General features: G+C 70.8%; 17 protein-coding genes, 1 rRNA gene and 1 pseudogene. 12 read left to right on the top strand and 7 right to left on the bottom strand.

Annotated elements, in window-relative coordinates; all coding sequences use genetic code 11:
- Positions 1–509 precede the first annotated feature (509 nt).
- Positions 510–626, top strand: a 5S ribosomal RNA gene (rrf, locus tag NCCP_RS13970).
- A 42-nt stretch (positions 627–668) separates the two neighbouring features.
- Here the strand turns inward: rrf and NCCP_RS15485 are convergent.
- Positions 669–1,952: a hypothetical protein gene (locus NCCP_RS15485; RefSeq protein ID WP_172627413.1), complete on the bottom strand. Its 1,284-nt coding sequence runs from the start codon at positions 1,950–1,952 to the stop codon at positions 669–671.
- Between the two features lie 66 nt (positions 1,953–2,018).
- Here NCCP_RS15485 and NCCP_RS15345 point away from each other — a divergent pair, with 66 nt between their 5' ends.
- The 10 genes from NCCP_RS15345 to NCCP_RS13920 all read left to right on the top strand — a co-directional run bounded on the left by NCCP_RS15345 (position 2,019) and on the right by NCCP_RS13920 (position 12,228).
- Positions 2,019–3,002 carry a hypothetical protein gene (locus tag NCCP_RS15345; protein ID WP_225873850.1) on the top strand — a complete coding sequence of 328 codons (984 nt, stop codon included), beginning with the start codon at positions 2,019–2,021 and terminating at the stop codon, positions 3,000–3,002.
- Positions 3,003–3,017: 15 nt separating this feature from the next.
- On the top strand, positions 3,018–3,998 hold the full coding sequence (locus NCCP_RS13960; RefSeq protein ID WP_149957891.1) for an HAD-IIA family hydrolase: 981 nt from the start codon (positions 3,018–3,020) through the stop codon (positions 3,996–3,998).
- Positions 3,999–4,201: 203 nt separating this feature from the next.
- Positions 4,202–4,510 (top strand): hypothetical protein, encoded by a 309-nt coding sequence (locus tag NCCP_RS13955; RefSeq protein WP_149957890.1) that lies wholly within the window; start codon positions 4,202–4,204, stop codon positions 4,508–4,510.
- Complete coding sequence (locus NCCP_RS13950; RefSeq protein WP_149957889.1) at positions 4,510–5,325, top strand: TlyA family RNA methyltransferase; 816 nt, start codon at positions 4,510–4,512, stop codon at positions 5,323–5,325. The genes NCCP_RS13955 and NCCP_RS13950 overlap by 1 nt, the downstream gene beginning before the upstream one ends.
- Before the next feature lie 49 nt (positions 5,326–5,374).
- Positions 5,375–6,382, top strand: a complete 1,008-nt coding sequence (locus NCCP_RS13945; RefSeq protein WP_149957888.1) for an NAD kinase — start codon at positions 5,375–5,377, stop codon at positions 6,380–6,382.
- Complete coding sequence (recN, locus tag NCCP_RS13940; protein WP_149957887.1) at positions 6,379–8,103, top strand: DNA repair protein RecN; 1,725 nt, start codon at positions 6,379–6,381, stop codon at positions 8,101–8,103. The genes NCCP_RS13945 and recN overlap by 4 nt, the downstream gene beginning before the upstream one ends.
- A gap of 80 nt (positions 8,104–8,183) precedes the next feature.
- On the top strand, positions 8,184–9,866 hold the full coding sequence (locus NCCP_RS13935) for a CTP synthase (RefSeq protein ID WP_149957886.1): 1,683 nt from the start codon (positions 8,184–8,186) through the stop codon (positions 9,864–9,866).
- Positions 9,867–9,868: 2 nt separating this feature from the next.
- The gene (locus NCCP_RS13930; RefSeq protein ID WP_225873847.1) at positions 9,869–10,573 is read left to right on the top strand and encodes an NUDIX domain-containing protein; all 705 of its coding nucleotides are present in this window, start codon (positions 9,869–9,871) and stop codon (positions 10,571–10,573) included.
- 179 nt (positions 10,574–10,752) lie between these two features.
- On the top strand, positions 10,753–11,667 hold the full coding sequence (gene xerD, locus NCCP_RS13925; RefSeq protein ID WP_149957900.1) for a site-specific tyrosine recombinase XerD: 915 nt from the start codon (positions 10,753–10,755) through the stop codon (positions 11,665–11,667).
- Between the two features lie 36 nt (positions 11,668–11,703).
- The gene (locus NCCP_RS13920; RefSeq protein WP_149957885.1) at positions 11,704–12,228 is read left to right on the top strand and encodes an 8-oxo-dGTP diphosphatase; all 525 of its coding nucleotides are present in this window, start codon (positions 11,704–11,706) and stop codon (positions 12,226–12,228) included.
- Positions 12,229–12,298: 70 nt separating this feature from the next.
- On the opposite strand, the gene NCCP_RS13915 is transcribed toward NCCP_RS13920, so the two are convergent.
- The 4 genes from NCCP_RS13915 to NCCP_RS13900 are packed head-to-tail and all read right to left on the bottom strand — an operon-like array spanning position 12,299 to position 16,575.
- Entirely contained in the window at positions 12,299–13,438 is a 1,140-nt protein-coding gene (locus NCCP_RS13915) for a bifunctional 2-methylcitrate synthase/citrate synthase (RefSeq protein ID WP_149957899.1), read from the bottom strand.
- A gap of 33 nt (positions 13,439–13,471) precedes the next feature.
- Positions 13,472–14,401, bottom strand: coding sequence for a methylisocitrate lyase (gene prpB / locus NCCP_RS13910; RefSeq protein WP_149957884.1), 930 nt, complete (start codon positions 14,399–14,401; stop codon positions 13,472–13,474).
- Complete coding sequence (locus tag NCCP_RS13905; protein ID WP_149957883.1) at positions 14,402–15,919, bottom strand: MmgE/PrpD family protein; 1,518 nt, start codon at positions 15,917–15,919, stop codon at positions 14,402–14,404.
- An 11-nt stretch (positions 15,920–15,930) separates the two neighbouring features.
- Positions 15,931–16,575 carry a GntR family transcriptional regulator gene (locus tag NCCP_RS13900; RefSeq protein ID WP_149957882.1) on the bottom strand — a complete coding sequence of 215 codons (645 nt, stop codon included), beginning with the start codon at positions 16,573–16,575 and terminating at the stop codon, positions 15,931–15,933.
- A gap of 201 nt (positions 16,576–16,776) precedes the next feature.
- Here NCCP_RS13900 and NCCP_RS13895 point away from each other — a divergent pair.
- Positions 16,777–18,685: pseudogene (locus NCCP_RS13895) on the top strand (AMP-binding protein).
- Between the two features lie 16 nt (positions 18,686–18,701).
- Here the strand turns inward: NCCP_RS13895 and NCCP_RS13890 are convergent.
- Complete coding sequence (locus NCCP_RS13890; protein ID WP_149957881.1) at positions 18,702–19,421, bottom strand: response regulator; 720 nt, start codon at positions 19,419–19,421, stop codon at positions 18,702–18,704.
- Positions 19,418–21,052 carry a sensor histidine kinase gene (locus NCCP_RS13885; RefSeq protein WP_149957880.1) on the bottom strand — a complete coding sequence of 545 codons (1,635 nt, stop codon included), beginning with the start codon at positions 21,050–21,052 and terminating at the stop codon, positions 19,418–19,420. Before NCCP_RS13885 ends, NCCP_RS13890 begins: the two co-directional genes overlap by 4 nt.
- Between the last annotated feature and the right edge of the window lie 91 nt (positions 21,053–21,143).

Here is a 21,143-nt window from a genome sequence, read left to right as displayed (position 1 = left end):
CTAAGACCCACAGCGCCGATGGTACTGCACCCGGGAGGGTGTGGGAGAGTAGGACACCGCCGGACAACCATTACGGAAGCCCCCGACCACACCGTCGGGGGCTTCCCCCCTTTAACACCCCCAACCCGAGGCACCCGAGGCACCGGGCAGGTCCGGGGCGTCACCGGAACACGGATCCCAGGATGTCCGGAGCGGGGTATTGCGGATCAGTTTGCTCCGCTGCCCATGCCGGCACCACGTTCGGTCCGGTACCAGGGGTAAGGCAGCTTATTCGCCGGCGGACTGCTGGCAGAAGCGCTGCGGGTTTCGGGGCCTCCGCAGGGGAAGGCGTCAGCTGCTCCCTAACCGGCAGTAACCGAGATCACTCCCCGACTGCCTCTCCGGGCACGAAGTTGGTCAGGGAGGGCCTGATTGTCATGTATGATTGACGTATTGAGTCCATGAATGACTCGTAATCACAGGCTTCGCACACCAGGCATCCGCAGGGATTCGGTGAAGCGAAAAAGGGTTACGGCGGTCACAGCGTGGGGGAAACGCCCGGTCCCATCCCGAACCCGGAAGCTAAGACCCACAGCGCCGATGGTACTGCACCCGGGAGGGTGTGGGAGAGTAGGACACCGCCGGACAATCTTTGCAGGGCCCCGACCAACTAGTCGGGGCCCTGACGTTTAAGAGCAGCTGTAGTGATCGCCCAAGCGAATCCCTAATCTGCTCGCTTTCGCTCGTCTAATATTGGATGAGTCCATTTTCTGTCGGTACCAGCGGTGCCGCGTTGTTTTTGAACACCACCTGGAGCGTCTGGACACGTTCCGCAGAGAGGAACGGCCACAGTGGCTGAAGATCAAAGGAATCCCCGCGAGCAGCGCTCCGGCGCCCACAATAAGCAGCAGTCGAGCGGCCGTGGTGCTTACGGAAGCGACCGCCGTGAAGGTGGCTTCCGCGGTGGCGACCGCCGTGAGGGTGGCTTTAACCGCGAAGGTGGCTTCAAGGGCGGGGAGCGCCGTGAGGGTGGATTCCGCGGTGGCGACCGCCGCGAGGGTGGCTTCAACCGTGAAGGTGGCTTCAAGGGCGGAGACCGCCGCGAAGGTGGTTTCCAGGGCGGGGAGCGCCGTGAGGGCGGTTTCCGCGGTGGCGACCGCCGCGAGGGCGGCTTCAAGGGCGGAGACCGCCGCGAAGGTGGTTTCCGCGGTGGCGACCGCCGCGAGGGCGGTTTCCAGGGCGGGGAGCGCCGTGAGGGCGGCTTCCGCGGTGGCGACCGCCGCGAGGGCGGTTTCCAGGGCGGGGAGCGCCGTGAGGGCGGCTTCCGCGGTGGCGACCGCCGCGAGGGCGGCTTCAAGGGCGGAGACCGCCGTGAGGGCGGCTTCCGCGGCGGCGACCGCCGCGAAGGTGGTTTCCGCGGTGGCGACCGCCGCGAAGGCGGTTTCCAGAGCGGGGAGCGCCGTGAAGGTGGTTTCCGCGGTGGCGACCGCCGCGAAGGTGGCTTCAACCGTGAGGGCGGCTTCAAGGGCGGGGACCGCCGTGAAGGTGGCTTCAGCCGTGAGGGCGGCTTCAAGGGCGGCGACCGCCGCGAAGGTGGATTCCGCGGTGGCGACCGCCGCGAAGGTGGCTTCAGCCGTGAGGGCGGCTTCAAGGGCGGAGACCGCCGCGAGGGCGGCTTCAAGGGCGGGGACCGCCGTGAAGGCGGCTTCAGTCGTGAGGGTGGATTCCAGGGTGGCGACCGCCGCGAAGGTGGATTCCGCGGTGGCGACCGCCGCGAAGGTGGCTTCAACCGTGAGGGCGGCTTCAAGGGCGGAGACCGCCGCGAGGGCGGCTTCAAGGGCGGGGACCGCCGTGAAGGCGGCTTCAGTCGTGAGGGTGGATTCCAGGGTGGCGACCGCCGCGAGACCCGCGCCCCGCGTGGCCGCGACGAGGCCGGATCCTGGCCGCGCACCGAAGACGACCGCGCTCCGCACAATGCGGCCGACCTGCGCAGCTCCAACCGTCCGGAACGCCCCAAGTCCCCGGAAATCGACGACGATGTGACCGGCAAGGAACTTGACCGCATCACCAAGGCGGAGCTGAAGTACCTCGACGAGCGCAACGGAGAGTGGGTGGCGAAGCACCTGGTCATGGCCGGCCGCCTCATCGACCTGGATCCCGAGCTCGCCTACGAGCACGCCCTGGCTGCCAGCCGCCGCGGCGGCCGCGTCGCCGTGGTCCGCGAGGCGGTGGGCCTGACCGCCTACACCGCCGGACACTATGCCGATGCGCTGCGCGAATTCCGCACCCACCGCCGCATCAGCGGGTCCAACATCCACCTGCCGGTGATGGCCGACTGCGAGCGTGGCTTGGGCCGCCCGGAAAAGGCCCTTGAGACCGCGCACAGCGAAGAGGCCCTGACGCTGGACATCCCCGGGCAGGTGGAGATGGCCATCGTCGCCTCCGGCGCCCAGACGGACCTTGGCAACCTCGAGGCCGCCGTCGCCGAGCTGGAAATCCCGCAGCTGGACATCAACCGCGCGTTCTCCTTCAGCCCCCGCCTGTTCGCCGCCTACGCCGACGCCCTTGAGGCCGTCGGACGCGACGAGGAAGCCTACCGCTGGCGCCGCCAGGTGGCGGTCGCCGAGAGCGCCCTCGGTGTGGGCGAGTTCGCCGAGCCGGACATCATCGACCTCATCGAGGACGACGAAGAGCCGGTCCGCAAGCCGCGTGCCAAGGACGTCCTGGACCGCGAGGATGCCCCGCAGGGCATCGACGCCGAGGACGGACTGTCGGCGGAAGCCGCGGGGGCAGGCCCCGACAGCGCGGACGGCGTCGACGGGGAAGGGTACTCCGAGGACGCCTTCGACGACGAGGACGACGAGGACGAAGAGTACGACGACGATTCGTCCGCCGGGGATCCGGACTTCGACGAGGACGACGAGGAAGACGAGGACGACGAGGACCCGGAGGGGGACTTCGGTTCCTTTGGTGCCGACGAGCAGGATCCTACTTCCATCGACGCAACCTCCGACGAGCGCTAAAGGCCCACCGTAGCGATGCTGATCTCCGGTTTCGACGCCGTCCTGTCCGACCTGGACGGCGTGGTCTACGCCGGCGCCGGGGCGATCGAGGGGGCGGTGGGCTCCCTCGATCGCCTGGCCTCGGCCGGCGTCTCGCTGGCATACATCACCAACAACGCCTCGCGCTCTCCCGAGGCCGTCGCCGCACACCTGCGCGAGCTCGGTGCCCCGGCCTCCGCGAGCCAGGTGTTCGGCTCCGCCGATGCCGGCGCCGAACTGCTGGCCGGGCTCGTCGAACCCGGGGCGCGCGTCCTGGTGGTCGGCAGCGCCTACCTGCGGGAGCAGGTGGCCCGCCAGGGGCTGCGTCCGGTCGCCTCCGCGGCGGATAACCCGGACGCCGTCATCCAGGGCTTCGACCCCTCCATCGCCTGGACCGACCTGGCCCAGGCCTCCTACGCAATCAGCGCCGGCGCTGTATGGGTGGCCACCAACACTGACCTCACCATTCCGCGCGCCGAAGGGCTGGCCCCGGGCAACGGCTCCCTGGTCGCCGCCGTTGCTGCCGCGTCCAAGGCCCTTCCGCAGGTGGCCGGCAAACCGGAGCCGCTGCTGTTCCGCCGCGCGGCCGAGCGCCTGGGGGCCGCGCGCCCGCTGGTGGTCGGTGATCGGCTGGACACCGACATCCGTGGCGGCAACGCGGCCGGCTACCGCACCGCTGCCGTTCTCACCGGTGTCGACACCCCCGAAAGCATCCTTGCCGCACACCGCGCCGACCGCCCCGATTTCCTGATCGCGGACCTCACCGAGTTGTACCTGCCGTATCCGGCAATCCACGAGGACGGGGCGGGGGGCGTCGCCTGCGGCAGTGCCCGCGCCCGGGCCGACGGCGACACGCTCACCGTCGAGGGCGCCAGCACCGACCTGAACGCCTGGCGCGCGGCCTGTGCGGCCTGGTGGCTCGCGCACCCGCACGCGGAGACAGCCCGGCTCCCGCACTTGGATTTCGTCGGCCCCTGAGCGGCGGCGTCCCGGCGCTGTCACCGCCCAGTCCATCCTGCCCGCCCAATCCATCCTGCCCGCCCAATCCATCCTGCCCGCCCAATCCATCCTGCCCGCCCAATCCATCCTGCCCGCCCAATTCATCGCGCCGGCACCGCCGGGGCCCCGCAGCCCCATACCCCGTACCCGCAGCCCCGCAGCGCCACACCCAGGGAGGCCCCGTGAACACCCCGGAACCACCGAACAAGCCAGGAGCCACTGCCCGGCCGGAGGCCGGCTTGCGGACCGGCGCCGGGACTGGTTCCGGGGCAGGCGGGGGGAGCGCCTCCGCCGCGCTGTCCGTGCTCGAGGGCCTGGCCGACCTGTCGGTGGAGGACCACGCTGACGTCTACGACGGCCTCCACGAGGCCCTGTTGCAGGCGCTCGACGCCGACGCCGACGCCGACGCCGACGGCAGGGACGGCACGGGCCTTTGGAACCCTGCCGGCGTGAACGCCACCGGCCGGAACGCAGTGGCGGGGGAGTCGTAGTGGCACGGCTGGACCAGGAACTGGTCGCCCGCGGACTGGCCAGGTCCCGCACGCACGCGGCAACGCTGATTGCCGAGGGGCGGGTGCGCCTTGACGGCGCGACGGCAGCCAAGGCCTCCCGGAATGTTCCTGCCGATGCCGCGGTGGAGGTGCTTCCGGCCGCAGCACAGGAGTACGTCAGCCGTGCCGGGCACAAGCTCGCGGGCGCACTGGAGGCCTTCGCCGCCGTCGTGGTTTCCGGCCGGCGCTGCCTGGACGCCGGCGCCTCCACCGGCGGTTTCACCGATGTCCTGCTGCGCCGGGGCGCGGACCGCGTCGTGGCCGTCGACGTCGGCCACGGCCAACTGGTGCCGCAGCTGCGCGCCGACCCCCGGGTGGACGTGCACGAGGGCATGAACATCCGTTACCTGGACCCCGCGGTGATCGGCGGCCCCGTGGACCTGGTGGTTGCGGACCTTTCCTTCATTTCCCTCACGCTGGTGGTGGCTCCACTCGCGGCAGCCACCCGCCCCGGCGGGGACCTGGTGCTGATGGTCAAGCCGCAGTTCGAGGTCGGCCGCGACCATCTGGCCCGCACCGGCGTCGTCACCGACCCCGGCCTGCGCCGCCGCGCCGTCGAGGGGGTGGTGGCGGCCGCCGCCGCGGCCGGACTGGAGCTGGCGGGCCTGGCCCGCAGCCCCCTGCCCGGCCAGGACGGCAACGTGGAGTTCTTCCTCTGGCTGCGCCGCCCTGCCGGGACGGCTGCCCCGGGGCCGGCCGGAACGGACCCGGCGAACGCGCCGGCCGCGGATGTCGGGGCCGTTGACTATTCTTGAGACGGTCGGCCCTGATCCGCGGGACCGGCCCGGCGACCGGAAGGAACGCATGAGAAGGATCCTGGTCCTCGCGCACACGGGGCGGCCCGATTCGCTGCAGGCAGCGTTGGACACCTGCACGCGGCTGCGCAGCGCCGGCCTGATCCCGGTCATGCGCCGGCTGGAGCTGCAGAACCTGCGCAACACCGTCGCCGGAGAATCTTTGGAGGTGGAGATCCTCGACGAGGACACCAGCCTCGAGAGCATCGACCTGGGCATGGTCCTGGGTGGGGACGGCACCGTGCTGCGTTCGGCGGAACTGGTGCGCAACTCCAATGTCCCGCTGCTGGGCGTGAACCTCGGCCACGTGGGCTTCCTCGCCGAAAGCGAGCACGCTGACCTGGCCCAGACCGTCGACTGGGTGGTCAACCGCGAGTACACGGTCGAGGAGCGGATGGCCATCGACGTCCAGGTGTGGCTGGGCAAGCGCCGCATCGCCCGCACCTGGGCGCTCAACGAGGCCGCCGTCGAGAAGGCCAACCGGGAACGCATGATCGAGGTGGTCATGGAGGTCGACGGGCTCCCCATCAGCACCTTCGGCTGCGACGGCATGGTCATGGCCACCCCCACCGGCTCCACCGCCTATGCGTTCTCCGCCGGCGGACCGGTGGTGTGGCCCGAGGTGGAGGCCCTGATCATGGTGCCGATCAGCGCGCACGCGCTGTTCGCCAAGCCGCTGGTGATCGCCCCGACCTCCGTGATGGCGCTGGAGTTGCTGACACGCACCGACGCGCAGGCCGTGCTCTGGTGCGACGGCCGGCGCACCGTCGATTTGCCGCCCGGCTCACGGGTGGAGGTGACCCGGTCCGACCGTCCCGTGCGGCTGGCCCGGGTGAACCGCACCCCGTTCAGCGAACGCCTGGTGCGCAAGTTCGAACTGCCGACCAAGGGCTGGCGCGGGCCCGTGCCGGCGAAGGACCGCGAGACGGAAACGACCGCGCTGCCGGCCGTCCCCGGCCCCCTCCAGGTCATCGAGCCGCGGCACTACGCCCCGCGGCCGGAAAGGGAGCACCCGTGATCGAAGAGATCCGCATCAGCGACCTGGGCGTCATCAGCCAGGCCACCCTGCCGCTGGGGCCTGGCCTCAGCGTGGTCACCGGCGAGACCGGAGCGGGCAAGACGATGGTGATCACGGCCCTCGGCCTGCTGCTGGGCCACCGCGCCGATGCCGGCGCCGTGCGCCACGGCGCGTCGCAGGCCGTTGCCGAGGCGACCCTGCGACTGCCCCATGGCAGCCGGGCCCTGGAGCGCGCCGAGGAGGCCGGCGCGCTGGTGGAGGAATACGACGACGGCACCGAACTGATTATCGCCCGTGTCCTGAGCGCGGAGGGCCGCAGCCGGGCTGCCGTGGGGGGCCGCTCGACACCGGTGGGGGTGCTGGCCGAACTCGGCGAAGACCTGGTGGCCGTGCACGGCCAGACGGACCAGTTGCGGCTGAAGAGCGCCGCGGCCCAGCGCGGCTCGCTGGACAAGTTCGGCGGCCCCGAACTGGCCGGGGAGCTGGCCGGCTACGCGGACACCTACGGGCGCTGGCGCCAGGTCCGCTCGACGCTGGAGGAACTGACTTCCCAGTCGCGGGAGCGCCTGCGCGAGGCCGAGGCCCTGCAGGTCGCCCTCGAGGAGATTGACGCCGTCGACCCCCAGCCGGGCGAGGATGAAGCGCTCAAGGCGGAGGCCCTAAAGCTGGCCAACGTTGAGGGGCTGCGCACCGCGGCGCTGCTCGCCCATTCAGCCCTGGTCGCGGAGGACTACAGCGAAGGCGGGGACGCCGTCACGCTCGTGGACGCGGCCAAGCGGACGCTGGAGCAGGTGCAGGGCGATGATCCCGAGCTCGCCGCGCTGGCCGCACGGCTGGCCGAGGTCGGATACCTGCTCGCCGACATTTCCACCGACCTCGCCGGCTACGCCGCTTCCCTGGACTCAGAGGGCCCCGAACGCCTGGCCGAGGTGGAGGCCCGCCGCGCGGACCTGAACCGGCTCATCCGCAAGTACGCGCCCGGCATCGACGAGGTCATCGAATGGGCCGGGAGGAATCGCGCCCGGCTGGACGAACTGCAGGACGACTCCGGGCGCATCGAGGCCCTCACCGCCGAGGAGCAGGCGCTCGCGGGGGAGCTGGACCGGCGCGCGGGCCGGATCACCGCCCTGCGCACCCAGGCGGCAGCAAGCCTCTCCGCCCGGGTCAGCGCCGAACTGGCGGCCCTGGCGATGCCCGATGCCCGGTTCGTCGTCGAGGTGCAGCCGGGGGAGGAACTCACCCGCCACGGCCGGGACGCTGTCTCGATGATGCTGCAGCCTCATGCCGGCAGCGTCCCGCGGCCGCTGGGCAAGGGAGCCTCCGGCGGTGAACTCTCCCGCGTCATGCTGGCCATCGAGGTGGTCCTGGCCGAGGTCGACCCGGTTCCGACGTTCGTCTTCGACGAGGTGGACGCCGGGGTCGGCGGGAAGGCCGCGGTGGAGATCGGACGCCGACTGGCGATGCTGGCCCGGCACGTCCAGGTGATCGTGGTGACGCACCTGCCGCAGGTGGCCGCCTATGCCGACCGGCACGTGCGTGTGATCAAAAACTCGAACGCGGCCGCCGGGTTCACCGCCAGCGACGTCGTGCTGCTCGAGGGCCCGGACCGGGTCCGCGAACTGGCCCGGATGCTGGCGGGCCAGGAGGATTCCGGAACCGCCCAGGCGCATGCGGAGGAGCTGCTCGCCGACGCGCAGGCGGCCGTTGCCGCCATGGGCTGAGGGCCCGGGACGGGGCTGCCCCGGCAGACACCCTTCGGGCCGGGCGGTAGAGTTGCCCCATCCATGTCCCCGGCGAAAAGATGATAGGCTCGAATTCCGTGGTGCAGCGTAATCTTTCCCGTATTGAATCAACCAAGCAGATCTTCGTCACCGGTGGCGTGGCCTCGTCCCTGGGCAAGGGGCTGACGGCTTCGAGCCTCGGTCACCTGCTTCGGGCCCGCGGCCTCTCGGTCACGATGCAGAAGCTCGACCCCTACCTGAACGTCGATCCCGGGACCATGAATCCCTTCCAGCACGGCGAGGTGTTCGTCACCGACGACGGTGCGGAAACCGACCTGGATATCGGCCACTATGAGCGGTTCCTCGACGAGAACCTGGACGGTTCGGCCAACGTGACCACCGGCCAGGTGTACTCCACGGTCATCGAAAAGGAGCGCCGCGGCGACTACCTGGGCGACACCGTGCAGGTCATCCCGCACATCACGGATGAAATCAAGCGCCGCATGCGCCTGCCGTCCGAGGCCAAGAAGGCCCCGGACGTGATCATCACCGAAATCGGCGGCACGGTCGGCGACATCGAGTCCCAGCCGTTCCTTGAGGCGGCCCGCCAGGTCCGCCAGGACATCGGCCGCAACAACGTGTTCTTCGTCCACGTCTCCCTGGTTCCGTACATCGGCCCCTCCCAGGAGCTGAAGACCAAGCCGACCCAGCACTCCGTGGCCGCGCTGCGTTCGATCGGCATCCAGCCGGACGCCCTGGTGATCCGCTCCGACCGCGAGATCCCCCAGGAGATGCGGGCCAAGATCGGCCGCACCTGCGACGTCGAGCCCGAGGCCGTGGTCAACTGCGCCGACGCCCCGAGCATCTACGACATTCCCGTCACCATCCACGAGCAGGGGCTGGACGCCTACATCGTCCAGTCGCTGGGGCTGAAATTCAAGGACGTCAACTGGACCGAGTGGCACAAGCTGCTCGAGGTCGTCCACAACCCCAAGCACAACGTCGAGATCGCCCTGGTTGGCAAGTACATCGACCTTCCGGACGCCTATCTCTCCGTGACCGAGGCGCTGCGCGCCGGAGGCTTCGCGAACCAGGCGAAGGTCGCCATCCGCTGGGTCCCCTCGGACGACTGCGACACCGAGGAGGGCGCCGCGGCGGCCCTGGCCGGCGTCGACGCGATCTGCGTCCCCGGCGGCTTCGGCATCCGCGGCCTTGAGGGCAAGCTGGGCGCGCTGAAGTTCGCCCGCGAGCACAAGCTGCCGACGCTGGGCCTGTGCCTGGGCCTGCAGTCCATGGTGATCGAGTACGCCCGCGACGTTCTGGGGCTGGAGGATGCGTCCTCCACCGAGTTCGAGCCGGACACCGAACACCCCGTTATCGCGACCATGGCCGAGCAGGTCGACATCGTCGGAGGCAAGGGCGACCTGGGCGGCACCATGCGCCTGGGCCTGTACCCGGCCACCCTGCTCCAGGACTCCGTCGTGGCGCAGACCTACGGCAAGACGGCGGTCTCCGAGCGCCACCGCCACCGCTACGAGGTCAACAACGCCTACCGGGCCCAGCTGTCCGAGGCCGGCCTGGTCTTCTCCGGCACCTCGCCTGACGGCCAGCTGGTCGAGTTCGTCGAACTGCCCAGGGACGTGCACCCGTACTACGTCTCCACGCAGGCACACCCGGAGCTCAGCTCCCGCCCGACCCGCCCGCATCCGCTGTTCGCGGGCCTGGTCAAGGCGGCCCTTGAGCACCAGAAGGCCGGGCGGTAGCTGTGGCCCAGGCAGGCGGCGACGGGCTGGCCGACGCGCTCAGCCCGCGCCGCCTGCTGTCTTCCGAGACGGTCTATGCCGGACGCATCTGGGACGTCCGCCAGGACACGTTCGAATATGCCGCGGGCTGTTCCCCGCTGGTGCGCGACTACATCGACCACCCCGGAGCGGTGGCCGTCGTCGTGCTGGACGAGCAGGAGCGGGTGCTGCTGATCAACCAGTACCGGCATCCGGTGGGCATGACCCTGTGGGAGATTCCGGCGGGGCTGCTCGATGTCCAGGACGAGGCTCCGCAGCTGGCGGCCGCCCGCGAGCTGGCCGAGGAGGCGGACCTTGCCGCCGAATCGTGGCAGGTCCTCGTGGACATGTTCAATTCTCCGGGATCCTCCAGCGAGGCGATCCGGATCTTCCTGGCCCGCGGAGTCAGCGAGGTCCCCGAGCACGCGCGCCACGAGCGCACGGACGAGGAGGCGGACATGGACACCGCGTGGGTTCCGCTTGACGAAGCCGTCGCCGCGGTCCTTGACGGACGCATCCACAACCCTTCCGCGGTGGCCGGCCTGCTGGCCTGCGCCGCGGCCTCCCGCACCGGCTACGCGGGGCTGCGTCCCTCCGATGCCCCCTGGGAAGCCCATCCCCGCCTGCGCGGGGTGCCGTCAGGCCGCGGGGCCGGCAGCCTTGCGGGCGATCCGGGCACCGGCCCGTGAGCGGGATCCAGCCCACCAAGGTGATCCCGCGCCTGGTGCCGGCCGTTTCCGGGCCCGGCACCGCCCCGGTCACTCCGCTCGGGCCGGCGCACCCCCCGAACCAGATTAAGCAGCCAACCCCGCCCAAGCAGCCGGCACCGCCGCGTCCGGAGTTGGCCTCCACCCGGGCCGGACGCCAGATGGAGGCCTACCTCCAGCACCTGGCCGTTGAGCGCGGCATGGCCCGCAACACCGTTGCCGCCTACCGCCGGGACCTGCTGCGCTACGCGGCCTACCTGGAGTCCGCCGGCGTCGGTGCCGCCGCCGACGTCCACCACCGGCACCTGACCGGCTTCGCCCAGGCGGTCCGGGAGGGCTCCGACGGCGGCTCCCCGCTGAGCGCCCGTTCCGCAGCACGATGCATCGTGGCCGTGCGCGGCCTGCACCGGTTCTGGGCGCTGGAGGGCACCACGGACGACAACCCGGCCGCCGACCTGCATCCGCCCTCCCCGGGCAAGCGGCTGCCCAAGGCCATCAGCATTGCCGAGGTCACGGCCATCCTCGAATCCGTGCCCACCGAGACGGAGGCGGGACAGCGCGACCGCGCCCTGCTGGAGTTCCTCTACGCCACGGGCGCGCGCATCAGCGAGGCGATCGGCCTGGACGTGGACGACCTGCACCTGGACCGGCCCGCCGACGGGCCCGCCGTGGTGCGCCTGTTCGGCAAGGGGTCCAAGGAGCGGATCGTGCCCTTGGGCTCCTACGCCGCCGCCGCCCTGGAGTCATACCTGGTGCGTGGCCGCCCCGGCCTGGCGGCCAAGGGCAAGGGAACTCCGGCGCTGTTCCTGAATATCCGAGGCGGCCGGCTCAGCCGCCAGTCCGCCTGGACCGTGCTCAAGGCCGCCGCCGACCGCGCCGGCATCAATAAGGACGTCTCCCCGCACACCCTGCGTCATTCATTCGCCACCCACCTGATCGAGGGTGGCGCGGACGTGCGTGTGGTCCAGGAACTGCTGGGCCACGCCTCCGTCACCACCACCCAGGTGTACACCCTGGTCACTGCGGACACGCTGCGCGAGATCTACGCTGCCACCCATCCCCGGGCGATCGCATGAGGCGGGCCCGCAGGGGGCGCGGCCGGGTGGGCACCGGTGCCTGAGCGTACCTCCGCGGACGCCGCGGAGAGCGGCGCCGGGCCCACCGCCGTCGTGCTCTGCTTCGTGCTGCGCGCTGGAGTCGGCGGGCCGGAGGTGCTCCTTGGAGTGAAGAAGACCGGCTTTGGGCGCGGCAAGACGGTCGGCGTCGGCGGCAAGGTGGAGCCGGGCGAATCGGCGGCGCAGGCCGCCGTGCGCGAACTGGCCGAGGAGACCGGCCTGGTGACCGTCCCGGAGGACCTGGAGCGCGCCGGCACGGTGGCCTTCCGTTTCCCCGCCAGTCCCGAATCCGACATGGACTGCACCGTGTTCCTGGCCCGCACGGCCAAAGGCGAGGCCGCCGAGTCCGCCGAGATCGCCCCGGTGTGGTGCCCGGTTGCGGACCTGCCGTTCGCGCGCATGTGGGAGGACTCGGTGCTGTGGCTGCCGCGGCTGCTCGCGGGGGAGCGCTTCTCCGCGACCGTGCTGCTGGCCCCGGACAATGAGTCCGTCGCCGCGTTCGGCACCGAGCCGCTGGCCTGACTGAGGCGAGCGGCGCGGTGCCCAAAAGCGCGGTGCCCAAAAGCGCGGCGCCGAAAAGCGCAGCGCCGGCTCAGAGGTGGCGTTCCCCGGGACCGTTGTAGGCGGACAGGGGGCGGATCAGCGAGTTGGAGGCGCGCTGTTCCATGATGTGCGCGGTCCAGCCGGTGATGCGGGCGGCGATGAAGATGGGCGTGAACATGTCCGTGTCGAAGCCCATCAGGTGGTAGGTCGGGCCGGCGGGGTAGTCGAGGTTGGGCTTGATGGCCTTGGCCTCGTCCATGGCCTGTTCCAGCCCGTCGTAGAGGCCCATGAGGTCGTGCCGGCCGTAGTGGTCCACCATCCGGTCCAGCGCGGCCTTCATGGTCGGCACCCGGGAATCCCCGTGCTTGTAGACGCGGTGGCCGAAGCCCATGACCTTCTTCTTCTGGGCCAGCGCGTCTTCCATCCAGGCCCTGGCGCGGGCCGCGGCCTGCTCGCGGGGCTCGTCCGGGTGGATGCCGATCTCCTCGAAGGTGTGCATCACGGCCTCGTTCGCGCCCCCGTGCAGCGGGCCCTTGAGTGCCCCGATCGCCGCGGTCACGGCCGAATGCAGGTCCGAGAGCGTGGAGGTGACCACGCGGGCGGTGAAAGTGGAGGCGTTGAAGGAATGCTCCGCGTACAGCACCATCGAGATCCGGAACGCGTCCACGACGTCCTCGGGGAACTCCTCGCCGAAGGTCATCCAGAGGAAGTTCTGCGCGTAGTCCAGGTCCGTGCGTGCCGGGACCGGTTCCTGCCCGCGCCGGCGGCGCTGGTCGTAGGCGACGACGGCGGGGAAGGCGGCGAAGAGCTGCTTGGCCTTGGTGAGTTCCGCCTCGGGGGAGGAGTCCTCGGCCCGCGGGTCGTTGGCGCCCAGGACGGAGACCGCGGTGCGCCCGACGTCCATCGGGTGGCAGGTGGCGGGCAGCAGGTCGATCGCGGCCCGAACCTTCGGGTCCAGCGCGCGGTGGGACCGCTCCAGCCGGGTGAACTCCTCCAGCTCCGCTGGGGTGGGCAGTTCGCCGGTCCAGAGCAGCAGGGCGACCTCCTCGAAGCTCCTGCCGGCGGCCAGCTCCTGCACCGGATAGCCCCGGTAGAGCAGCGAGTTGGTGTCCGGGTTGACCTTCGAGATGGCGGTATAGTCGGCGACGACGCCGGCCAGGCCCTTGTGGATCTCCACGGTTTCGTTCATGGCATTCATGGCACAGCTCTCCTTGTGAGGCGTCTAAAGGGCGGCGTTGTTGCTTCCGATATCCAGGCCGGGAACCTGGAAGTTGAAGATGCCGGCGTCGAAGCGGTTGTAGGCCTCGTAGTCGACCAGTTCGTACAGCCGGGCCCGGGTGAGCATCGCGTCCACGCCGGATTCCTGGGTACCCTCGTGCGCCAGGGCGTCCAGCACGCGTTCGGCGGCGCCCATGGCGCTGCGCAGCAGGGTGACCGGGTAGATCACGATTGCCACGCCGGCGTCGGCGAGCTGGGCCCGGGTGAACAGTTCGCTTTTGCCGAATTCGGTCATGTTGGCCAGCACCGGAACGTTGACGGCCCGGCACACGGCCTCGAACTCGGAGAGGTCCTTCATGGCCTCCGGGAAGATCGCGTCCGCTCCGGCGTCGACCAGGGCCTTGGCCCGCTCGATGGCCGCATCCAGGCCCTCGACGGCGCGCACGTCGGTGCGCGCCATGATGAGGAAGTTCGGGTCGCGGCGGGCATCCGCGGCGGCGGCGATGCGCTTGGCCATGGTGTCCAGGTCCACCACGTTCTTGCCGTCCAGGTGTCCGCAGCGCTTGGGGTTGAACTGGTCCTCGATGTGGCATCCGGCCAGGCCGGCGTTTTCCAGTTCCTGGACGGTGCGTGCGACGTTCATCGGCTCGCCGAAGCCGGTATCGGCATCCACGATCGCCGGCAGGTCGCTCATCCGCGCGATCTGTCCGGCGCGGGTGGCGACCTCGGTCAGGGTGGTCAGGCCGATGTCCGGCAGGCCCAGGTCGTTGGCCAGGACGGCCCCGGAGATGTAGACCCCGTCGAAGCCCTTCTCTTGGATCAGCCGGGCCGAGAGCGGGTTGAACGCGCCCGGGAACTGCCGGGCGGTGCCCGGGACCAGCAGTTCGCGCAAGGTCCGGCGCTTGGCCTCGGGGGTGGTGTGGGAGTACAGCATCTAGAACAGCCCCTTTGGCGCCGCCGCCAGGCCAACCACGCCCGGGGCGGCCTTGACGTTGAGCTGGTCCAGTTCGCCGGCGCCCAGTTTCTCGAGGTTCTCCGCGGCGGCGATGAAGCGGTCGATCTCGTCCGCCTCCACCAGTCCCTGGGCCAGGGTGCGGAACTTGTTGATGTATTGTTCTCGGGCAAAGGGCCGGGCACCGAGCGGGTGGGCGTCGGCGACGGCGATCTCATCGACGATGGTGCCGCCGCCGGCCAGGGTGATTTCCACCGAGCCGCCGAAGGCCTTCTCCGAGATGTCCAGCGAGTGGTAGCGGCGGGTCCACTCCGGGTCTTCCTCGGTGCTCACCTTGTGCCACAGCTCCACCGTGTCGGGGCGGGAAGCCCGCTCGGGGGAGTAGGAGTCCACGTGGTGCCAGCGCCCGTCCTGCAGGGCGACGGCGAAGATGTACGGGATCGAGTGGTCCAGGGTCTCGCGGGAGGCCAGCGGGTCATACTTCTGCGGGTCGTTGGCGCCGGAGCCGATCACGTAGTGGGTGTGGTGGCTGGTCTTGATCAGGATCCTGGCCACGTTCTTCGGGTCGGCCAGCTCCGGGTGCGCGTGGTGCAGCTTGCGGGCCAGGTCGATCCAGGCCTGGGCCTGGTACTCGGCGGAGTGCTCCTTGGTGTAGGTGTCCAGGATGGCCCGCTTGGCCTCGCCGGGGGCCGGCAGCGGAACCTCGTAATGGGCGTCCGGGCCATCGAGCAGCCAGGCGATGACGCCGTCTTCACCCTCATAGATGGGCACCGGGGAGGTCTGCCCGCGCATGGCGCGGTCGGCGGCCTCGACGGCCATCTTGCCGGCGAACGCGGGAGCGTGGGCCTTCCACGTGGAGATTTCGCCCTTGCGGGACTGGCGCGTGGCCGTGGTGGTGTGCAGGCCCTGGCCGACCGCCTGGAAGATGGTTTCGACATCCAGCCCCAGCAGGGTTCCGATGCCTGCGGCCGCGGACGGGCCCAGGTGCGCGACGTGGTCGATCTTGTGCTTGTGCAGGCAGATGGCCTTCGCCAGGTCCACCTGGATCTCATAGCCGGTGGCGATGCCGCGGACCAGGTCCCGGCCGGAGGCGCCGGTGTGCTGGGCGACGGCGAGGATGGGCGGGATGTTGTCCCCGGGGTGGGAATACTCCGCGGCCAGGAACGTGTCGTGGTAGTCCAGTTCCCGCACGGCCACGCCGTTGGCCCAGGCGGCCCACTCGGGGGAGACCTTCTCCCCGATGCCGAACACGCAGGCACCGCTCCCGCCGCTCGAGGGCGCATGGGCCAGCGCCTGGGCGCGGGCGGAGACGATCGGCGCGCGGGTAAGCGAGGCGACCGCGACCGACGCGTTGTCGATGACGCGGTTGATGATCATCTCGGCGACTTCCGGGGCCACCTCCACCGGGTCGGCGGCGACCACCGCGATCTTGTGGGCCAACTGCTCCTCGCGGGGCAGGTTTTCCTCGCTTCGGTAAACGCGCACGGAGTGGGTGATCATGTGGTGTCCTCTCAGGATCCTGCGTGGGTTTTGATGTGGTCCAGGCTGTGGCTCAGGTGCAGCAGCGTCGCCGCCGCCGCGAGTTCGGAGTCGCCGGCCGCGATGGCGCCGGCAATGGCCGCGTGCTCGAAGGCCGAGGCCCGCAGCCGGTCAGGGGCGTCCTGCGCCAGCCGGCGCACGCGGGCCAGGTGTGTGCGCAGCCCGCGCAGGGCCTGCTCGATGTACGGGTTGTCGACGGCCTGGTCGATGGCCTCGTCGAGCTCCCCGGCCAGGCGGTAGTACGGCTCGAGTGCGGCCCCGGCGTCCCCGCCGCCGAGCGCGTCGGCCGCCTCGGTGAAGCGTTGGGCGAGCCTGGCGAAGCCTTCGCGGTGTTCGGAGCGGGCCGCAAGCCGGGAGGATTCGACCTCGAGGGCGCGGCGCAGCTCGAAGAGGTTGTCGAGGTGGTCGAGGGAGACGTCGGAGACGACGGCGCCGCGGCCGCGCTGCTGCACGGCCAGCCCGTCGGCGGAGAGCCGGGCCAGTGCCTCGCGCAGCGGGGTGCGGGAGACCCCGAGGCGTTCGGCCTGCTCCACTTCTCCGAGCACGGTGCCCGGCGGAAGCTTCCATTCCACGATGTCCCTGCGCAGCTCCGTGTAAGCCTTGTCACTTGCCCTCATGCCATCAGTGTATACAGGTTCTGTCCAAAATGCAGGGTTTTCCGGGTGATAAGTGCAGAAACCCCCAGAGTGGACGCACCTCTGTATACAAAACTTTGTGCTGCTGTGGCGCGCACCATATCGTCGGGGAGGGGCGGAGCATCTCGTGCCCCCCAGCAACAAGCCGCCAGCAACCAGCCACCAGCACACAGGGAGCCCGCGATGCCAGCCACGTACCAAGCCGCCTACGAGGCAAGCCGCCAGGACCCGGCGTCGTTATGGCTCAAGGCCGCTAACCGGATCGGTTGGGTGCGGCCCCCGCGGCAGGCCCTGGACGACACGCGCGCTCCGCTCTACCGGTGGTTCCCGGACGGAACACTGAACATGAGCGTGAACGCGCTGGACCGCCACGTGGCCGCCGGCCGCGGCGGCGCGACCGCCCTGGTCTACGACTCCGCCGTGCTGGGGCTGCGCCGCCGGTACACCTACGCCGAACTGCTGGCCGAGGTGGAGGCGTTCGCCGGCGCCCTGGCCGGGGTGGGGGTGGGCAAGGGTGACCGCGTGGTGATGTACCTGCCAATGATCCCGCGCGCCGTGGTCGCTATGCTGGCCTGCGCCCGGATCGGGGCGGTGCACTCGGTGGTCTTCGGCGGCTTCGCGCCGCGCGAACTGGCAGCGCGCATCGACGACGCGACGCCCGCGGCCATCGCCACGGCCACCGGGGGGAATCGAACCCAGCCGCCGCGTCGAGTACCTGCCCGCCGTCGCCGAGGCCCTCGAGCTGGCGGTGCACCAGGTTCCGCACGTCGTCGTGGCGCGCCGCGAGGGCTTCGCGCACGACCTGGAGGCGTACGCCGGAAACCCGCCGCGCTGGCACGACTGGGACACGCTGGCCGCGGCCGCCGAACCGGACGGCCCGGTGGAGCGCGCCGCCACCGACCCCCTGTACATCCTCTACACCTCCGGCACCACCGGGTCCCCCAAGGGCGTGGTGCGCGACACCGGCGGCTACGCCGTGGCACTGGCCTGGTCCATGGAGAACATCTACGGAGTCCGCCCCGGGGACACCATGCTCACCGCCTCCGACGTCGGCTGGGTGGCGGGGCACTCCTACATCGTCTACGCCCCGCTGCTGGCCGGAGCCACGACCGTCCTCTACGAGGGCAAACTGGTGGGAACGCCCGACGCCGGCGCGTTCTGGCGGCTGGTGCAGGAGCACCGCGTCGACGTCCTGTTCACGGCCCCCACGGCGCTGCGCGCCATCCGCAAGGCCGATCCCGAAGCGGCCCTGCTGGCCGGGTACGACACCTCCACGCTGCGCGCGCTGTTCGTGGCGGGGGAGCGGCTGGACCCTGAAACCTATTACTGGGCCGGGCGCGCGCTCGGTGTCCCCGTGGTGGACAACTGGTGGCAGACGGAGACCGGCTGGCCGATCGCGGCCAACCCCCTGGGGCTCCAGGAACTGCTGCGCAAGGCCGGTTCGCCAACGGTGCCGGTGCCCGGGTACGCGGTGGAAATCCTGGATGCGCTGGGCCACCCCGTCCCGGCCGGGGAGGAGGGCAACATCGCCATCAAGCTGCCACTGCCGCCCGGGACGCTGGCGACGCTGTGGGGCAACGACGCCCGCTACATCGACTCGTACCTCACCCAGTTCCCGGGCTACTACGCCACGGGCGATTCCGGGTACGTGGACGGGGACGGGTACCTGTTCGTGATGGGCCGCACGGACGATGTCATCAACGTCTCGGGCCACCGCCTGTCCACCGGGGCTATGGAACAGGTGCTCGCATCCCATCCGGCGGTGGCCGAGTGCGCGGTTATCGGCGTCGCCGACAGTCTCAAGGGCCAGCGGCCCAGCGGCTACGTGGTGCTCAAGCAGGGGGCAGGCATCGCCGGGGAGCGGTTGCGGGCCGAACTGGTGGCCCTGGTCCGCGAGCAGATCGGCCCCGTGGCCGACTTCCGCGAGGTGCGGGTGGTCGAGGCCCTGCCCAAGATCCGTTCCGGGAAAATCCTGCGCAAGACCATGCGCCAGATCGCCGACGGCAAGGAGTACTCGGTGCCCTCCACGATCGAGGACGCCTCCGTCATCGAAGCCCTGCTGCCGCTGCTGCGCCCCGGCGGGAACGCCTGAGCGGCCCTAAGTCCCGCTAGCCCTCCCAGCGGTACTCGAGCTCGGGACGCCCCCGCGTGCCGTGGCGGGGATCTTTCCGGGCCCGGCCCTGGGCAGCCAGGTGCTCCAGGTAGCGGCGGGCCGTGACCCGGCTCATTTGCAGGGCCTCGGCGACCTCGGTCGCGCTCACCGGCGTCGGCGCCGCGCGCAGGAACGTGGCGACGGCCCGGAGCGTTTCCGGCAGCAGCCCCTTGGGCAGGGGCATCGGGCCGGACGGACGTAAAGTGGCCAGTGCAGCGTCGATCGCCTCCTGGTCGACCGCGGTCGCGCTGGCGGCCGCGTCCCCTCCGCCGAGGGCCTGGCGGTACGCCCGGTAGCCCTCCAGCTTGTCGCGGAAGGCGGCGAACGTGAACGGCTTGACCAGGTATTGGGTCACGCCCAGTGCGATCGCGGAGCGGACAATGCTCAGCTCGCGCACCGCGGTGATGGCAATGATGTCCGGCATCAGGCCCAGTCCGCGGATGCGGCGGAGCAGGTCCAGTCCGTGCCCGTCGGTGAGGTTCATGTCCAGCAGGACCAGCTGCACCGGCTCGCCGGCGGCCTGGGCCGCCTGGAGCGCCTCCAGCGCCGCCCGGGTGCTGCGGGCGGCTCCGGCCAGCGTGAAGCCTTCGAGGCGGCGCACGTAACTCGCGTGCGCCTCGGCGGCAATCTGCTCGTCGTCCACCACCAGGACGCGGATGTCGTGTGCGGCCGTCACGGCGCCTTCCCTCCGTCCGCGGCCGGGCGCGGGGCGGGGGCGCCCGGTCCCTGCCGGCGCAGCGGCAGGACCGCGGTGAAGACGGCCCCGCCGTCGTTCTCCGCGGTCAGGGTCCCGCCCCCGGCCGCCAGCGTGCGCCGCACCAGGGCCAAGCCGTATCCGCGCCCGCCCGCCTCGCCGGTGGCCTTGGTGGTGGATCCGAGCCGCATGAGCTGGTCCAGGTCCAGCGTGGGCAGGCCGGGGCCCGAATCGGCGACCGTCAGCACCGCCTCAGCCTCGTCCACCACCAGGTCCACCCATACCCGGGCGGGCTCGGCCCCGGCTGCCGCATCGATGGCGTTGTCCACCAGGTTGCCGACCACGGTGACCAGGTCCAGGGCCTGGATCGCCCCCGGCGGCAGCGTCCCGGCGCCGCTGATGACCAGTTCCACGCCGCGTTCGTGGGCCTGCGCGGCCTTGCCCACCAGCAGGGAGGCCAGGAAGGGCTCGTCGATGGCCTGGACGAACCGGTCCGTCATCCGCTGGGACTCGTGCAGGTCGCGTGTGGCGAACTCGAGTGCGTCGGCGGTGCGGCCCAATTCCAGCAGCGAGGCGATGGCGTGCATGCGGTTGGCATGCTCGTGCGTCTGCGCGCGCAGTGCCTGCACCAGCGTGCGCAATCCGTGCAGCCGGTCGGAGAGGCTGCGCAGCTCGGTGTGGTCACGAAGCGTCACCACCGACCCGTGTGCGCCACTGCCGCGGAGCGCGGCGGTGGCGCGCTGGCTGACCACCAGCAGGCGGTCGCCGGCCAGGAACACCTCGTCGACGGCCTCACGGCCCTCCGTGAGCAGCGCGGCCAGTGAACCGGGCAGGCCGAGTTCGGCGACCGGCACCGGTGCAGCCGGCCCGCCCGGTTCCAGGCCAAGCAGTGCCGCGGCGTGGTCGTTATAGAGGACCAGCCGGCGGCTGTCATCCAGCAGCACCAGGCCTTCGCGCAGCGAATGCAGGGCCGAGTCGTAGTAGGTGAAGAGCCGGCGCAGTTCGGCCGGGCCATAGCCGGCGGTGACGCGGCGCAGGTAGCTGCTGAGCACCCAGGCCGCGAGTCCTCCCAGCGCCACGGCTGCGGCGGCTATTCCGGCGATCGCCGGGAGCGCGGCCGCCTGCGCGATGTTCACCGACTCCAGCGTCAGCCCCACTGCGACCATGGCCTGCACCGTCCCGGTCCGGTCCCGGATGGGTGCGATGGCCCGCACCGAGGGGCCCAGGGCGCCGGTGTATTCCTCGACGTGCATCCGTCCGGCCAGCGCCTCGTCGACCGAGCCGATGTAGGCCCTGCCGACTTGGGCGGGGTCCGGGTGGCTGTAGCGGGTGCGGTCGGTGTCCATGAAGGTCACGAAGTCCACCTTGGCCACGGTGACGATCTCCTGGGCGAAGGGCTGCAGCAGGGCCGAGGGGTCCCGCTGCGCCACAGCATCGACCACGAACGGGTCGCGGGCCAGCAGGGCCGCCATGCCGGAGACCCGGACCTCGACGTCGGAGCGCACCTGATGCTCCGCGTGGCGGTAGCTGGCCACCCCGACGGCGGTGGCCACCGCGGTGATCAGCACCAGCTGCCAGAGGAACAGCTGGGCGGCAAGGCTGTTGGGGCCCAAGGCCCGTGCAGCCTTGGGGCTGCGCGCTGTTCCGATCCTGTCCACGGGTTAAAGAAAACCATGACTTGCATGAACAATATGAACGCAAGCG

Source organism: Zafaria cholistanensis (assembly GCF_008580665.1).
Classification (GTDB): domain Bacteria; phylum Actinomycetota; class Actinomycetes; order Actinomycetales; family Micrococcaceae; genus Zafaria; species Zafaria cholistanensis.
The sequence above is the reverse complement of the archived record's forward strand: the minus strand, read 5'-3'. Positions and strand labels throughout refer to the sequence as shown.

Bases quoted from the DNA above. Each gene is read 5' to 3' on its own strand.
- NCCP_RS13960 (WP_149957891.1), top strand. From the start codon at position 3,018: ATGCTGATCTCCGGTTTCGACGCCGTCCTGTCCGACCTGGACGGCGTG.
- NCCP_RS13945 (WP_149957888.1), top strand. From the start codon at position 5,375: ATGAGAAGGATCCTGGTCCTCGCGCACACGGGGCGGCCCGATTCGCTG.
- NCCP_RS13935 (WP_149957886.1), top strand. From the start codon at position 8,184: ATGATAGGCTCGAATTCCGTGGTGCAGCGTAATCTTTCCCGTATTGAA.
- xerD (WP_149957900.1), top strand. From the start codon at position 10,753: ATGGAGGCCTACCTCCAGCACCTGGCCGTTGAGCGCGGCATGGCCCGC.
- NCCP_RS13915 (WP_149957899.1), bottom strand. From the start codon at position 13,438: ATGAACGAAACCGTGGAGATCCACAAGGGCCTGGCCGGCGTCGTCGCC.
- prpB (WP_149957884.1), bottom strand. From the start codon at position 14,401: ATGCTGTACTCCCACACCACCCCCGAGGCCAAGCGCCGGACCTTGCGC.
- NCCP_RS13905 (WP_149957883.1), bottom strand. From the start codon at position 15,919: ATGATCACCCACTCCGTGCGCGTTTACCGAAGCGAGGAAAACCTGCCC.
- NCCP_RS13900 (WP_149957882.1), bottom strand. From the start codon at position 16,575: ATGAGGGCAAGTGACAAGGCTTACACGGAGCTGCGCAGGGACATCGTG.